Source organism: Actinokineospora globicatena (assembly GCF_024171945.1).
In the GTDB taxonomy this organism is placed as follows: Bacteria; Actinomycetota; Actinomycetes; order Mycobacteriales; family Pseudonocardiaceae; genus Actinokineospora; species Actinokineospora globicatena.
In genome coordinates this window covers 245,590-259,453 of record NZ_JAMTCR010000002.1, presented here as the reverse complement: position 1 = coordinate 259,453, position 13,864 = coordinate 245,590, and the positions used below count along the sequence as shown (strand labels likewise).

Genomic DNA, 13,864 nt, shown 5'->3' with positions numbered 1-13,864 from the left:
CCTCGCGTCTGTGTTATCGACCCCAAAGACGCGGATAGGCCCCGGCGGGTTGCCGGGGCCTATCAACTCAGTTCGTCACCACTGCTGCGGTGGCTGCTGCCCTCCGGGGGGCTGCTGGCCGAAACCACCACCGGGCGGGGGCGGCGGGGGCTGCTGCCCGTATCCCGGCTGCTGCTGCTGGCCGTACCCACCGGGCTGGCCGTAGCCCTGCTGCTGCGGGGGCTGCTGCTGGCCGTACCCACCCGGCTGGCCGTACTGCTGCTGTTGCTGCGGCTGACCGAAGCCCTGCTGCTGGCCGAACCCGCCGGGGCCACCCGAGCTGCCGGGACCACCAGGACCACCGTGGCCACCGCCGCCGCTGAGCGAGCTGAGCGGGGAGCTGCCGAGCAGGTAGTCCTTGGTCTGCGGGAAGAACGCCAGCGCACCGGCACCGGCGATGAGCAGGCCGAACACCAGCGGGGTCATGATCTGGCCGACGAAGCTGAAGGTCGCGCCGTTGATGATCGCGGCGACCACCAGGGCGCCACCGCCGCCCACGACGAGCAGGTGGGCGATGTTCAGGTTCTTCTTCAGCGCCAGCAGGACCGCGCCCGCGATCGCCACGCCCGCGCCCGCGATCTGGACGAACGCCAGGAACGTGTTGAAGCCGCTCGGGCAGTAGCTCGAGGCCAGCCCGCCGAGCCCGCTCACGTCGCCGCAGAGGCCGCTGATGGTGGAGAGGTTGGACATCAGCGAGATGCTCATGATCAGCGCGATCAGGCCGAGCACCGCGACGGCGCCGAGCACGATCAGCGCGATCATGCCGGTGTTCTGGCCCTGACCGCCCGCGCCGGGAGCGCCGCCGAGACCGGGCTGCTGGGCGAAGCCACCCGGCTGACCGGGGTAGCCGCCGGGCTGCTGCTGGCCGTAACCCTGCTGCTGGCCGAACCCACCGGGCTGGCCGTACTGCTGCTGGGGCGGCGGCTGCTGGCCGTAGGGCTGGTGGAACCCACCGGGGGGCGACGCCTGGTCGGCGGCGCTGGGCGGCGGGGCGTACGGCGGCGACTGCGGGACGGAGCCGGGCGGCACCATCTGGGTCGCGTCACCCTGACCTGGGCGCACGACCTGGGTGCGGTCGACGCCCTCCTCCTCGCCACCGGGCGGGGTCTGACCCGGGCGGATGGCCTGCGTCCGCTCGACGCCGTCGGCGCCGGTGGTGTCACCGGGCGGTGGCGCGTAGTGCGGCTGCGGCGGGGGGTACCCGCCCGGCTGCTGGCCGTACGGCTGCTGGTCCTGACCGGGTTGACCAGGCCACTGCTGGGGCTGACCGCCCTGCCATGGCTGGTTCGGCGGTTGGGGAGCACTCATCGGGTTTCCCACCCCTTTTGACCTGGACTATCAGTTGGCGAAACAGACAACTCTGCGGGTAACGCTATCGGACGCGATATCGGTGCGCGGTTCGCGGCATGCGGGGTGACCATAGGGCGTCACCGCCCGGCCAGGAAGCCCAGGAGATCTTGCCTGGTGACCACACCCGCGGGCTTGCCGTCCACGAGCACCAGCGCGCCGTCGGCGTCGGTCAGCGCCTTCATCGCCACCGACACCTGCTCACCGGCGCCGATGGTGGGCAGCGGGCCGGACATGTGCCGGTCGAGCCGGTCGGCCAGCGCGGCCTTGCCGGTGAACAGCGCGTCGAGCAGGTCGCGCTCGTTGACCGCGCCGACCACCTCGGCGGCCATCACCGGCGGCTCGGCGTTGACCACCGGCATCTGGCTGACGCCGAACTCGCGCAGGATGGCCACCGCGTCGGCGACCGTCTCGGTCGGGTGGGCGTGCACGAAGTCGGGGATGGTGGTGCCGGAGGCGCTCTTGCGCCGCAGCACGTCACCGACGGTGGCACCGGAGTGCTCGGGCGGCAGGAACCCGTACTGCGCCATCCACGAGTCGTTGAACACCTTGGACAGGTAGCCGCGGCCGCCGTCGGGCAGCAGCACGACCACGACGTCGTCCGGGCCCAGCCGCTTGGCCAGCCGCAGCGCCGCCGCGGCCGCCATCCCGCACGACCCGCCGACCAGCAGGCCCTCCTCGCGGGCGAGCCTGCGGGTGACCTCGAACGACTCGGAGTCCGACACCGCGATGATCTCGTCGGCCACCGAGCGGTCGTAGGTCTCCGGCCAGAAGTCCTCGCCGACGCCCTCGACCAGGTACGGCCGACCGGTGCCGCCCGAGTAGACGGAGCCCTCCGGGTCGGCGCCGATGACCTGGACCTTCCCGCCGGAGACCTCCTTGAGGTAGCGGCCGGTGCCGGAGATGGTGCCGCCGGTGCCGACGCCCGCCACGAAGTGGGTGATCTTGCCGTCGGTCTGCTGCCACAGCTCCGGGCCGGTGGAGCGGTAGTGGCTCTCCGGGTTCTCCGGGTTGGCGTACTGGTTGGGCTTCCACGCGCCGTCGATCTCGCGGACCAGCCGGTCGGACACGTTGTAGTAGGAGTCCGGGTGCTCCGGGGCGACGGCGGTCGGGCAGACCACGACCTCGGCGCCGTAGGCCTTGAGCACGTTGCGCTTGTCCTCGCTGACCTTGTCCGGGCAGACGAACACGCACTTGTAGCCCTTGCGCTGGGCGACCAGGGCCAGGCCGACGCCGGTGTTGCCCGATGTGGGCTCGACGATCGTGCCGCCGGGGCGCAGCTCACCGGAGGCCTCGGCCGCCTCGACCATGCGCAGCGCGATCCGGTCCTTGACGCTGCCGCCCGGGTTGAAGTACTCGACCTTCGCCAGCACGGTCGGGGCGAGCCCGTCGGCCAGCGAGTTCAGCTTCACCAGGGGCGTGTCGCCGACGAGATCGATGATGTGCTCGACGTACTCCACCGAGGGGCTCCTTCGTGGGGTCGCGTTGGGGGTTCGCGTCGTTGACCTGCTCGTGGGGGAGCGTATCCCGGCTCCAGCGGCGGCGAAGTAATCGCCGCGTTTGGTAAAGAGGAGGTCGAAGACGGCGATAGGTCTAAGACAGTCACCTTTGGTCGGAGGGGGGCAGGCGATGTTGTGGATCCGTGGGCTCTGGGTGGCCGCTGTCGCGGCGGGCTCCGTGGGCGGCCTGTCCGGCGCGGCGTACACGCTGCTGCAGTCGCAGTCCCGGCAGGCGCGCAGCGTCATCGGTGTACCCCGGGACCTGCCTTTCAACGCGGACGGCGGTTACCTACCCGACGGCTCTGGCCCTCTAACCGTCACCGACCCTCTTACCTTCGGAATCTTCGGTGACTCCACCGCCGCGGGGCTGGGTGCGGAGTCACCGGAAGCTCTACCCGGCGTGCAGCTCGCGAAGGGATTGGCTGAAGAGTCCAACCGACCGGTGCAGCTCACGACCTACGCCGTCGTCGGTTCCCGTAGTACCCACCTCGCCGATCAGATCGATCGCGCACTGTTAGACCCGCCGAAGGCCGCGGTGGTCATGGTCGGCGGCAACGACGTGACAGCCCGGCTCGGCGTCAACGCGTGCGCGGAGCTCCTCGGCCAGCAGGTCCGGCGGCTGGTCGCGGCCGGTACCGGGGTCGTCGTCGGCACCTGCCCCGACCTGGGCGCGGTCCGCCCGATCCCGCAGCCGCTGCGCTCGCTCGCCCAGCGCTGGAGCCTGGCGCTCGGCCGGGCCCAGGCCCGCGAGCTGGCGGGCAGCGGCGCGGCGGTGGTGCCCATGACGCTGGTGTCGCGGCACTTCGCGCGCAGGCCGGACGAGCTGTTCAGCCCGGACCGGTTCCACCCCAACGGCGCCGGGTACGGCCTGGCGGCGAGCGTGATCCTCGCCCCACTGTGCGCGGTGGCCGGGGTGTGCCACAGTGCGGTGACACCCGGCTGAGCAGCGTGGCTCCACGGGTGAGTTACCTGTGGGTAACCTCAGCGGTGTCGTGCTGGACGACCTACCGCGAAGGAGCACCCGCCATGCCAGAGGCAGTCATCGTCTCCGCTGTCCGCTCGCCGATCGGCCGGGCGGGCAAGGGTTCGCTGGTCGACATCCGACCCGACGACCTGACCGCGCAGATGGTCCGCGCCGCCCTGGACCGGGTGCCCGCGCTCGACCCCGCGGACATCGACGACCTCATGCTCGGCTGCGGCCTGCCCGGCGGCGAGCAGGGCAACAACATGGGCCGCGTCGTCGCGGTGCTGCTCGGCTACGACTCGCTGCCCGCCTGCACCGTCACCCGCTACTGCGCCTCCTCGCTGCAGACCACGCGGATGGCGCTGCACGCGATCAAGGCGGGCGAGGGCGAGGTCTTCATCTCCGCGGGCGTGGAAGCCGTCTCGCGCTTCGCCAAGGGCAGCTCCGACTCCTGGCCCGACACGCACAACCCGATCTTCGCCGAGGCCGAGGCGCGCACCGCCGCGGTCGCCGAGTCCGGCGCCGACGAGTGGCACGACCCCCGGCTCGACGGCCGGGTGCCCAACGCCTACATCGCCATGGGCCAGACCGCGGAGAACCTGGCGCTGGCCAAGGGGATCACCCGCGAGGAGATGGACCACTTCGGCGTTCGCTCGCAGAACCGCGCCGAGCAGGCCATCGAGAGCGGCTTCTGGGCCAGGGAGATCACCCCGGTGACCCTCCCGGACGGTCGCGTCGTGGAGACCGACGACGGTCCGCGCGCCGGGATCACCTACGAGAAGACGGCCACCCTCAAGCCGGTGTTCCGCCCCGACGGCCGGGTCACCGCGGGCAACTGCTGCCCGCTCAACGACGGCGCGGCGGCGCTGGTGATCATGTCCGACCGCAAGGCCGCCGAGCTGGGGTTGACGCCGCTGGCGCGCATCGTGTCCACCGGGGTGTCCGGGCTGTCCCCGGAGATCATGGGCCTCGGGCCGGTCGAGGCGTCCCGGCAGGCGCTCGCGCGCGCCGGGCTGTCCATCTCGGACATCGACCTGGTCGAGATCAACGAGGCGTTCGCCGCCCAGGTCATCCCGTCGGCGCGGGAACTGGGCGTGGACGAGGACCGGCTCAACGTCAACGGCGGCGCCATCGCGGTCGGCCACCCGTTCGGCATGACCGGCGCCAGGATCGCCACCACCCTGATCAACTCGCTGCAGTGGCACGACAAGCAGTTCGGCCTGGAGACCATGTGCGTCGGCGGCGGCCAGGGCATGGCCATGGTCCTGGAGCGGTTGAGCTAAATCTGTCTAACTCCCCTCCCGCCGCCCGCCCCCTCGTCGCCGCCCGGCATCGTTCCCGGCTTGGCACCGTCGGGTCCGAGCGGTTGCCCTGACACAACAAGACGGCCACCCCATCGGCACGTGGGGTGGCCGTCTCGCTGTTGCTGTGGCTTGTGTCAGCCGCCGTACGGGACCGCCCTGGTCAGGGTGACCTTCTGGGTCTTGCCGTTGGGGAGCTCGTACTCGCGGGTCTCGCCCTCCTTGGCACCGAGCAGCGCGCGGCCGAGCGGGGACTCGGGGGAGTAGACCTCCAGCTCGCCCTCGCCGCCCTCCTCGCGGGTCGCCAGCAGGAAGACCTCTTCGTCGTCGTCGCCGTCGTAGCGGACGGTCAGCACCATCCCGGGCTCGGCGATGCCGTCGTTGGCGGGCGCCTCGCCGACCTTCGCGCCGCGCAGCAGCTCCTGGAGGTGGCGGATGCGGGCCTCCTGCTGGCCCTGCTCCTCGCGAGCGGCGTGGTACCCGCCGTTCTCCTTGAGGTCACCCTCCTCGCGGCTGGTGTTGATCTTCTGCGCGATGACCGGGCGGTTCTCAATCAGCTCGTCGAGCTCGTTCTTGAGCCGGTTGTAGGCCTCCTGGGTCAACCAGGTCACCTGGGTGTCGCTCACGGTCACCAACTCCTCGTCGTACTCCGGGCCCGTGGTCACAGGCCGGCAAACCAGGCCTCGTGGTGCGCCTGGAATGGAAAAAACACGGCCCTCCTAGGGGCCGTGCAGGTCTACCAGCGTACCACGAACACACGTGCTATAACGTCTGAATTGCCTGATATGCCCTGATCCTGGGTGGAGTTCACCCCGTTGGCGGCTGGGCTGTGGACAGGTAAGCGGGCACCTGGTACGAGCAGCCGAAAACGTCCGCGGTGACCGGTTCGCCGCTGCTCGCGATGGTGGTCGTCATCCGCACGGAGTCTTGCCCCGGCGCGATGTAGACCTCCTTGCGCCCGGTCTCCGACCCGTCGATGCCGCGCACCCGCACCACGCACACCGCCGCCCGCTCCGGGGTGGTCCTGGTCACGTCGAAGGTCATCCGCATCCGGTTGCCGGGCTCCCCGTTGAACGCCGTGCGCTCGGCCTCGATGGGCGCGGTGCCCAGGTTCTGGTAGCCGAGGAACGCCACCACGATGCCCGCCGCGAGGCCCAGGACCACCAGCACCACGGCCGTGCGCTTGGAGCGCGGCGCCTTGCGCGCGCCGTAGCGGCCCTCTGGCGGTGTGCGACCGGCAGCGGTCATAGCGGGGGCCTCCTCACCCGGGTGGTCCAGCAGGCGGGAACAATGGTCCCGGCCCGGCGCGTTGCGCTGTTCGGGTCGAGTATCCGCCGTGAGCGGGACCACGTTCCAGGAGGGGCCGAGGAGGACCATGTCCGAGAAGCTGCGTTTGATGGCCGTGCACGCCCACCCCGACGACGAGTCGAGCAAGGGCGCGGCCACCATGGCCAAGTACGTCGCCGAGGGGCACGAGGTCATGGTGGTCACCTGCACCGGCGGGGAGCGCGGGGACATCCTCAACCCGGCCATGGACCGGCCCGAGGTCACCGCCGACATCGCCGGTGTCCGCCGCGCCGAGATGGCCAAGGCCGCCGAGATCCTCGGCGTCGAGCACCGCTGGCTCGGCTTCGTCGACTCCGGTCTGCCCGAGGGCGACCCGCTGCCGCCGCTGCCCGAGGGCTGCTTCGCCCTGGTGCCGCTGGAGGAGTCGGTGCCGCCGCTGGTCAAGGCGATCCGCGAGTTCCGCCCGCACGTCGTCATCACCTACGACGAGAACGGCGGCTACCCGCACCCCGACCACATCCGCTGCCACGAGGTCTCCATCGCCGCGTTCGACGCCGCCGGTGAGCCGGACCTGCACCCGGAGGCGGGTGAGCCGTGGCAGCCGCTGAAGCTCTACTACTCGCACGGGTTCAGCCGCGCCCGGCTGGTCGCCATCCACGAGGCGCTGCTCGAGCGCGGCCTGGAGTCGCCGTACGCGGAGTGGCTGGAGAACTGGCCAGCCGAGCGCGGCGACCTCGCCCACCGGGTCACCAGCCGGGTCGAGTGCGCGGAGTACTTCGAGGTCCGCGACGCCGCCCTGCTCGCGCACGCCACCCAGATCGACCCGAACAGCCGCTGGTTCGCCGTGCCGCTCGACCTGCAGCGCACGGTGTGGCCGTACGAGGAGTACGAGCTGGTCCGGTCCCTGGTCGACAGCACGCTGCCGGAGGACGACCTGTTCTCCGGGCTGCGGGAGAAGGCCGCGCTGTGACCGCGTTGACGCTCGGGCCGGACTTCCCGGTCACCCTCGCCCAGGTGCAGACCGAGCCGCCCAAGCCTGCCGACCCCGGCGGCCAGGGTGAGGACTTCGGCAAGTCCTCACCGCTGGGCTTCCTGATCCTGGTGCTGTTCTTCGTCGCGGTCGCGTTCCTGGTCCGCTCGATGACCAAGCACCTCAAGCGGTTGCCGGAGTCGTTCGACGAGCCCGCCGACAAGCCCGCCGAGGGCGCTGAGGGTGCGGAACCCCCGGCGAAGCCCGCGGCGGGCTAGGTCGTCCTCGGTTCAGAGCCTGGGGTCGACGGGCTCGGACTCCAGCGCCAGGACGCCGAACACCGCCTCGTGCACCCGCCAGAGCGGCTCCGCCCTGGACAGCCGGTCCAGCGCTTCCAGGCCCAACGCGTACTCGCGCAGGGCTAGGGAGCGCTTCGGACCGATCTTGCGGTCGCGCAGCCGGTCGAGGTGGTCGGTGTAGTCGGGGCCGTAGACCACCCGCAGGTAGTCCCGGCCGCGCACCTTGAGGCCGGGTAGCGTCAGCTTGCGGCCGGTCCGGACGAAGTTGGCGGCCGGTTTGACCACCATGCCCTCGCCGCCCTCCGCGGTCATCGACTCCCACCACGCCACACCGGCCGCGACCGAGTCCGCGTCGGTCGGGTCGACCGCGAGGCGCTTGGTGCGGGTGAACAGGCCGGGGTCGGCCTGGTGCAGGCGATCGGCGATCGCGAGGTGCCACGCGTGCGGCTTGTCGTGGTAGGTCGCTCCTTCGGTTGCCAGCAGCTGGAACGGCGCCAGTCGCACGCCGTCCAGGCCCTCCGTCGGCCAGCAGTAGCGGCGGTAGGCGTCGCGGAAGGCCGAGGCGTTGGCCAGCCGCGATTCGGTGCGGGACAACAGGTCGCCCACCGGCACACCCCGGTCGAGTGCGGAACCCAGTGCGGACAAGGCACTCGGTAGCGCGGCGTGCGCCGACGCGCCGACGGCGGCGAACTGACCGGTGATCAGCTTCATCGCCTTGGCGTTCCACGGCAACAACTCCGCGTCGAGCAAGAGCCAGTCGGTGTCCAGCTCGTCCCACAGGCCCTCGACCGCCGCGCGGACCCGGTGCAGCAGGGTCGTCGTCGACTCCTCGTCGAAGAACGGGCGGCCCGTGCGGGTGTACACGGCGCCGTCGCCCTCGATCGCGAACCGGCGCGGGCCGACGGATGCCGAGCGGGTCACCAGTACGACGGCCCGCGAGCCCATGTGCTTCTCCTCGCACAGCACCGGCAACGACCCGAACCCGGCGAACGCCTCCCTGGGGTGCTCCAGGAGATCGCCGTCGCGGTGCGTCTCGGCGGGCGCCATCGTCGGCGGCAGGTACACCAGCCAGCGCGGGTCGACGGCGAACCGGCTCATCACCTCCAGCGCCGCGGCCGACTGCTCGCCGCGCACCGTCACCATGCCCTGCGCCCATGTCTCGATGACCCGGCGGCCCATGACGTCGTCCAGCGCCAACGCGGTCGGCTCCCGGTCCGGCAGCGGTGCCACCAGCGGGCGCACCGGTTCGTACCAGACCTTGTGCGCGGCAACGGAAACCAGCTCGCGCTCGGGGTAGCGCAACGCGGTGAGCTTGCCGCCGAAGACGCAGCCGGTGTCCAGGCACATGGTCGAGTTGATCCACTCCGCCTCGGGGACGGGTGTGTGTCCATACAGGACAATCGCGCGGCCCCGGTAGTCCTGCGCCCACGGGTAGCGGACCGGGAGGCCGTACTCGTCGGTCTCGCCGGTCGTCTCGCCGTAGAGCGCGAACGACCGAACGCGACCCGACGCCCGACCGTGGAACTGCTCCGGCAGACCGGCGTGGGCGACGACCAGCGCGCCACCGTCGAGCACGTAGTGCCCGATCAGGCTGTCGCAGAACGCTGTCGCGCGCTCGACGAACTCCGGTGGCTCGGCCGCCAACTGCTCCAGCGACTCGGCCAGCCCGTGCCGCATCGTGACCTGCTTGCCGCGCAACGCCCGCAGCAGCTTGTTCTCGTGGTTGCCGGACACGGCCATCGCCGAACCGGACTCGACCATGCCCATCGCCAGCCGCAGCACCCCGGGGGTGTCCGGTCCGCGGTCGACCAGGTCGCCGACGAAGACCGCGCGCCGCCCAGCCGGGTGCGCCGCGCCGACCGCTCGTCCCTGCTCGTCGCGGTCGATGGCGTAACCCAGTTCGCCGAGCAACTCCTCCAGCTCCGCGCGGCAGCCATGCACGTCACCGATCACGTCGAACGGACCGGTCTCGCCACGCAGGTCGTTGCGCAGCGGCTCGACGACGATGCGCGCCTCGTCCACTTCGGACTCGCCGCGCAGCACGTGCACCCGGCGGAAGCCCTCCTTGTTGAGCGACCGCACCGAACGGCGCAGCTCGTCCACGTGCCGCTTGACCACGTGCGCCCCGAAGTCGCGGTCCGGCCTGGCCTCGTTGCGCCGCAAGCAAACCTGCTCCGGCAGGTCCAACACGATCGCGACCGGCAGCACGTCGTGCGCCTTGGCCAGTCGCACCAGCTCCGCCCGTGGGCCGCGCTGGGTGTTGGTCGCGTCGACCACGGTGACCAGGCCTGCCCGCAGCCGTTTGCCTGCGATGTAGTGCAACGCGTCGAACGCCTCAGCCGAGGCGGCCTGGTTGTTCTCGTCGTCGCTGACCAGGCCGCGGAAGAAGTCGCTGGAGAGCACCTGGGTGCCCGCGAAGTGCTTGCGCGCGAAGGTCGACTTGCCCGAGCCGGAGGCGCCGATCAGCACCACCAAGGCCATGTCGGGGATGGTGAGGTCCATCTACGCCTCCTTCTTGCTGAACACGGCCAGCTGGGTCGCTGGTCCCAGGTCGGGGTCGACGGGTCCGACGGGTCCAAATCGGACGGTGTAGTCGTTGCGCTCGGCCACGGCGTTGGCCCAGTCCTGGAACTCCGCCCGGGTCCATTCGAAACGGTGGTCCGGGTGCCGGGACTTCTGCTCGCCCAGCAAAGGGTTGTACTCGACGTTCGGCGTGGTCACGACGACATGCGTGGGTTTGGCGACACCGAACACGACCCGTTCCACCGCGGGCAGTCGCGGCGGGTCGACGTGCTCGACGACCTCCATCAGGACGGCCGCGTCGAACCCGGCCAACTCGGGATCGGTGTAGGTCAACGACGAGTGCCGCAACGCGACGCGCGACCTGGCTCGGTCCGGCAGCTTGGCGAGCCTGCGCTCGGCCGCGTCCAACGCTCCCGCCGAGACGTCGGTGCCGACGATCTCGGTGAACGAGGTGTCCGCGACCAGTCGCTCCAGCAACGCGCCGCCGCCGCACCCCAGGTCGAGCACCCGGCGGGCCCCGACCTCGCGCAACGCGGCGACCACGGCCTCGGCCCGAACCACCGCCAGCGGCCGGTTCGTCCGGGGCTCCTCGTCGGGGATGGTCCCGTCGAGGGCGGACAGCGCGCTGCGCACGTACCCGCGCTGGTGGGCGAGGTACCGGCGGCTCACGAACTCCCGCTCGGGGTGGGTGGTCAACCACTCGCCACCCGCGCGGACCAACTTCGCAACTTCCTCCTCGCCGACCCAGTAATGCTTCGTGTCGTCGAGCACCGGCAACATCACGTAGAGGTGCCGCAACGCGTCGGCCAACCGGTGCTCGCCGGTCAACCGCAGGCTGACGAACCGCGAATTGCCCCACGCGGGGAACTCCGGGTCCAACGCCACGGGAGCGCACTCAACGTGCCACCCCAACGGCCCGAACAACCGCTCGGCGAGGTCATCGGCACCCTGGATGGCCACCGAGGGCAGGTGGATGCTCAACGGGATCGCCGTTTGCGCCAACTCCGGCCGCGCATCGCAACGCCCGTTCATCGCGGTCCGAAACACCGTCCCGATCGCAACTGCCATCAACGACCCAGACGCATAGGGACGATCGTCGACATAGGTGCTACCCGGCCGGCTCTTAGCCAGCGTGATCGGATCCACCTCTAGCAACAACGCCGCCGTACACACCGCCTCGTCCGCTCGCGGGTAGAACACATGCGCAACCCCAGACGCCACCGAGAACACCTGCGCCCGGTCAGGATGCTTGAACAGCAAATAGCCCAAATCAGTAGCCGGACATGTCGAAGTCGAGACGGTCAGCAGCACACCCCCGAGTCTGGCAAACCACCCCACCCCCTGACACCCGGTTTGCACTTTGAGTCCACTATGGACACTTTGACGCCGATTCCCCGCCATGATGATCACCCGCCCGGCAACCTGCCCTCTCCGGCGCTCTCTGTGCGACCTACATGCCCTCCGACCAGCGGTTTCTCCCATCGCCACCCCCTCGATTCCCCTCTTCTGGGTGACAGAAGTTATCCACATGTGGATCTCTGCGGGGGTGCTTCCAAGATCCACTGTCGGGGGGTCCCGGTAGACTGGCCCAGGGACGCCCCCCGGAGAGGGTGGGGGCCGGGCCAGGCTTGGGGGTGGCCCCCGGGAACGTCAAGGGGCTTCGCCCGAAGGTGTGACGGGCGCTGGTGTGGAGGTCGCGAGGTCGGCACCCGCAGGGGTGGGCCTGGCGAGCCGAGGTCGCGAGGTTGACATCGCAGGGGGCTTGGCGGGCGGGGGCGGCGGCGGGTCGCCGGTGCCGGGCTGGTAGGCGGTGTGGGGGGGGTGTGTCTGGTGTGGACGGGAGCGGAGGGTACGTGCCTGAGGTGTGGCGGTTGGTGCGCGGGGACGGGTTGATCGGGGAGATCACGATCACCGATCGGGACTTCCCGTGGCTCTACGGGGATTTCGAGGCTCAGGCGGGGTTTGGCGAGTTCAAGCCGTTGTTCGACCGGGAGCTTGAGTTGCTCAGTGCCGATGACGGGCACGAGGAGTGGGAGTCGGTGTACGAGAAGGTCACCGGGCCGTTGGCGTTGGTGTCGCCGGACGGGCCGGTGAGCCACTTCCTCTTGCACATCGATGGGGCTGAGGCCTGGTTCCGGTGGGCCGACTAGAGGTTCGGGCCCTTGGTGCGCAGGTCCTCCACCGTGGTCATCGCGGTGCGCAGGTCCGCTAGCCACTCCTCGGCGTGCTTGCCGACGAGGCGGACGGCCCAGGCGAGGGCGTCGGAGCGGGAGCGGGCGACACCGGCGTCGACGAGGGTGTCGAGGGTGCGGCGTTCCGGCTGGCGCAGGCGGGTCATGACGGGGACCGAGAGCGTGGTGAACAGTTCCTCGGTGCCGCCGAGCCGCGCGCCCCAGGCGACCTTGCGGCCGTAGCGGTGTTCGGCCTGCCGGGCGATCTCGATGCGGTGTTCCCTGGTCTCCTCCCGCCACCGCGCGATGCGGCCGGACTCCGCCGCGGCGGTCGCGGCCTCGTCGGGGAACTCCTCCGCCAGCGCGGGCAGGGTTCCGACCAGCAGGATCTCCTCCCGGTCGACGGTGATGACGGGCTTCTCGGTGAACCAGGTGTCGGGCAGCCGCCCGGAGAACCAGGCGGTGACGTCGTCGGACATGACCATTCCTCTCGATTACCTGATTACAACGTTACACCTGTAAATCCGGTGGTGGCGCGGTTCTAGGGTGACGGGTATGACCCTCATCGGTGAGCGGGTGCGGTTGCGGGCGATCGAGCCGGAAGACGCCGACGCGTTCTGGCGCTGGCACCACGACGAGCACGCCATGCGCTGGATGGGGACCTCGTACCCCGAGTCTCGCGCCCAGCTGCGCAAGCGCTTCGCGGACTTCGCACCGAACAGCTACGAGCGCTGCCGGTTCGCGATCGAGACCACCGCCGAGTCCCGGCTGGTCGGCTACATCGCCCTGCGCGACGCGCACCCCGAGAGCGGCCGCGCCGAACTCGACATCTACCTCGGCGACCCCGACACCTGGAACAAGGGCTACGCCACCGAGGCGCTGCGGCTCATGTGCCACTGGGGCTTCGAGGACATGCGGCTGCACGCCATCCAGCTCTCCGTGGTCGTCGACAACGAGGCCGCCATCCACCTCTACCGCAAGCTCGGCTTCGTCGAAGAGGGCCGCCTCCGCGAGGTCCACCGCCGCGACGGCCGACTACACGACATGTACGTCATGAGCCTCCTGGCCACCGAGTTCGCCGCCTCCACCGGGTGAATCCCGCTTGCTCGCTCTTCCTGCCCCCGACTCTGCCCAGGTCGCGTTGTCCACAAGGGGTCGAGTTATCCACAGGTTTTCGCCGTCACCCCTTCGGGGGAGGGGGTCCTTGTAGACTGGGCCTGGGGACGCCCCCCGGGACAGGGTGGGGGCTGGGGTTCGCGGGGGCAGCCTCCGGAACGGCGGCTCGGGGCTGGTTCGAGTCGCGCTGAGGGGCTGGGTGGGGCGCTGGTTTGGTCCGCGCGGGGGTTCTGGCTGGGAACGAATGTTCGCCAGCGGCAGGGTGAGGGCGCGGCACATGGCTGGGCGGCGGCAAAGCAGGGCGGCGGCAAAGCAGAGCCGCGGACGAGACCGCTCAAGGCGAGTGGC

Annotated in this window: 13 protein-coding genes; 6 read left to right on the top strand and 7 right to left on the bottom strand. The window is 70.6% G+C overall.

Annotated features, from left to right (window positions below):
- Window positions 1–75: 75 nt before the first annotated feature.
- Together LV79_RS01250 and LV79_RS01245 are read right to left on the bottom strand one after the other, a co-directional pair.
- The gene (locus tag LV79_RS01250; RefSeq protein WP_253831336.1) at window positions 76–1,347 is read right to left on the bottom strand and encodes a hypothetical protein; all 1,272 of its coding nucleotides are present in this window, start codon (window positions 1,345–1,347) and stop codon (window positions 76–78) included.
- A 119-nt stretch (window positions 1,348–1,466) separates the two neighbouring features.
- Window positions 1,467–2,846: a cystathionine beta-synthase gene (locus tag LV79_RS01245; RefSeq protein ID WP_253831335.1), complete on the bottom strand. Its 1,380-nt coding sequence runs from the start codon at window positions 2,844–2,846 to the stop codon at window positions 1,467–1,469.
- 169 nt (window positions 2,847–3,015) lie between these two features.
- On the opposite strand from LV79_RS01245, the gene LV79_RS01240 reads away from it, so the two are divergent.
- Window positions 3,016–3,828 (top strand): SGNH/GDSL hydrolase family protein, encoded by an 813-nt coding sequence (locus tag LV79_RS01240; protein WP_253831334.1) that lies wholly within the window; start codon window positions 3,016–3,018, stop codon window positions 3,826–3,828.
- 83 nt (window positions 3,829–3,911) lie between these two features.
- Entirely contained in the window at window positions 3,912–5,132 is a 1,221-nt protein-coding gene (locus tag LV79_RS01235) for an acetyl-CoA C-acetyltransferase (RefSeq protein WP_253831333.1), read from the top strand.
- Window positions 5,133–5,287: 155 nt separating this feature from the next.
- Here LV79_RS01235 and greA read toward each other — a convergent pair whose 3' ends face one another.
- On the bottom strand, window positions 5,288–5,782 hold the full coding sequence (greA, locus tag LV79_RS01230) for a transcription elongation factor GreA (RefSeq protein ID WP_253835661.1): 495 nt from the start codon (window positions 5,780–5,782) through the stop codon (window positions 5,288–5,290).
- A gap of 175 nt (window positions 5,783–5,957) precedes the next feature.
- On the bottom strand, window positions 5,958–6,398 hold the full coding sequence (locus tag LV79_RS01225; protein ID WP_253831332.1) for a DUF4307 domain-containing protein: 441 nt from the start codon (window positions 6,396–6,398) through the stop codon (window positions 5,958–5,960).
- 127 nt (window positions 6,399–6,525) lie between these two features.
- Here LV79_RS01225 and mca point away from each other — a divergent pair, with 127 nt between their 5' ends.
- Window positions 6,526–7,407 carry a mycothiol conjugate amidase Mca gene (gene mca / locus LV79_RS01220; RefSeq protein WP_253831331.1) on the top strand — a complete coding sequence of 294 codons (882 nt, stop codon included), beginning with the start codon at window positions 6,526–6,528 and terminating at the stop codon, window positions 7,405–7,407.
- Between the two features lie 5 nt (window positions 7,408–7,412).
- Complete coding sequence (locus tag LV79_RS01215) at window positions 7,413–7,685, top strand: hypothetical protein (protein ID WP_301320510.1); 273 nt, start codon at window positions 7,413–7,415, stop codon at window positions 7,683–7,685.
- Between the two features lie 12 nt (window positions 7,686–7,697).
- Here LV79_RS01215 and LV79_RS01210 read toward each other — a convergent pair whose 3' ends face one another.
- Window positions 7,698–10,208, bottom strand: coding sequence for a polynucleotide kinase-phosphatase (locus LV79_RS01210; protein WP_253831330.1), 2,511 nt, complete (start codon window positions 10,206–10,208; stop codon window positions 7,698–7,700).
- Window positions 10,209–11,540, bottom strand: coding sequence for a 3' terminal RNA ribose 2'-O-methyltransferase Hen1 (locus LV79_RS01205; RefSeq protein WP_253831329.1), 1,332 nt, complete (start codon window positions 11,538–11,540; stop codon window positions 10,209–10,211).
- 542 nt (window positions 11,541–12,082) lie between these two features.
- On the opposite strand from LV79_RS01205, the gene LV79_RS01200 reads away from it, so the two are divergent.
- Window positions 12,083–12,379, top strand: coding sequence for a hypothetical protein (locus tag LV79_RS01200; protein ID WP_253831328.1), 297 nt, complete (start codon window positions 12,083–12,085; stop codon window positions 12,377–12,379).
- On the opposite strand, the gene abmR is transcribed toward LV79_RS01200, so the two are convergent.
- Window positions 12,376–12,879 carry an ATP-binding transcription factor AbmR gene (gene abmR / locus LV79_RS01195; RefSeq protein WP_253831327.1) on the bottom strand — a complete coding sequence of 168 codons (504 nt, stop codon included), beginning with the start codon at window positions 12,877–12,879 and terminating at the stop codon, window positions 12,376–12,378. The two genes, LV79_RS01200 and abmR, sit on opposite strands and share 4 nt — an antisense overlap.
- Before the next feature lie 76 nt (window positions 12,880–12,955).
- Here abmR and LV79_RS01190 point away from each other — a divergent pair, with 76 nt between their 5' ends.
- Complete coding sequence (locus LV79_RS01190; protein ID WP_253831326.1) at window positions 12,956–13,495, top strand: GNAT family N-acetyltransferase; 540 nt, start codon at window positions 12,956–12,958, stop codon at window positions 13,493–13,495.
- The last annotated feature ends 369 nt before the right edge of the window (window positions 13,496–13,864 follow it).

Excerpts from the sequence above, each read along its gene's own strand:
- LV79_RS01225 (WP_253831332.1), bottom strand. The coding sequence starts at position 6,398 with ATGACCGCTGCCGGTCGCACACCGCCAGAGGGCCGCTACGGCGCGCGC.
- LV79_RS01235 (WP_253831333.1), top strand. The coding sequence starts at position 3,912 with ATGCCAGAGGCAGTCATCGTCTCCGCTGTCCGCTCGCCGATCGGCCGG.
- LV79_RS01190 (WP_253831326.1), top strand. The coding sequence starts at position 12,956 with ATGACCCTCATCGGTGAGCGGGTGCGGTTGCGGGCGATCGAGCCGGAA.
- LV79_RS01210 (WP_253831330.1), bottom strand. The coding sequence starts at position 10,208 with ATGGACCTCACCATCCCCGACATGGCCTTGGTGGTGCTGATCGGCGCC.
- LV79_RS01250 (WP_253831336.1), bottom strand. The coding sequence starts at position 1,347 with ATGAGTGCTCCCCAACCGCCGAACCAGCCATGGCAGGGCGGTCAGCCC.
- LV79_RS01240 (WP_253831334.1), top strand. The coding sequence starts at position 3,016 with ATGTTGTGGATCCGTGGGCTCTGGGTGGCCGCTGTCGCGGCGGGCTCC.
- abmR (WP_253831327.1), bottom strand. The coding sequence starts at position 12,879 with ATGTCCGACGACGTCACCGCCTGGTTCTCCGGGCGGCTGCCCGACACC.
- mca (WP_253831331.1), top strand. The coding sequence starts at position 6,526 with ATGTCCGAGAAGCTGCGTTTGATGGCCGTGCACGCCCACCCCGACGAC.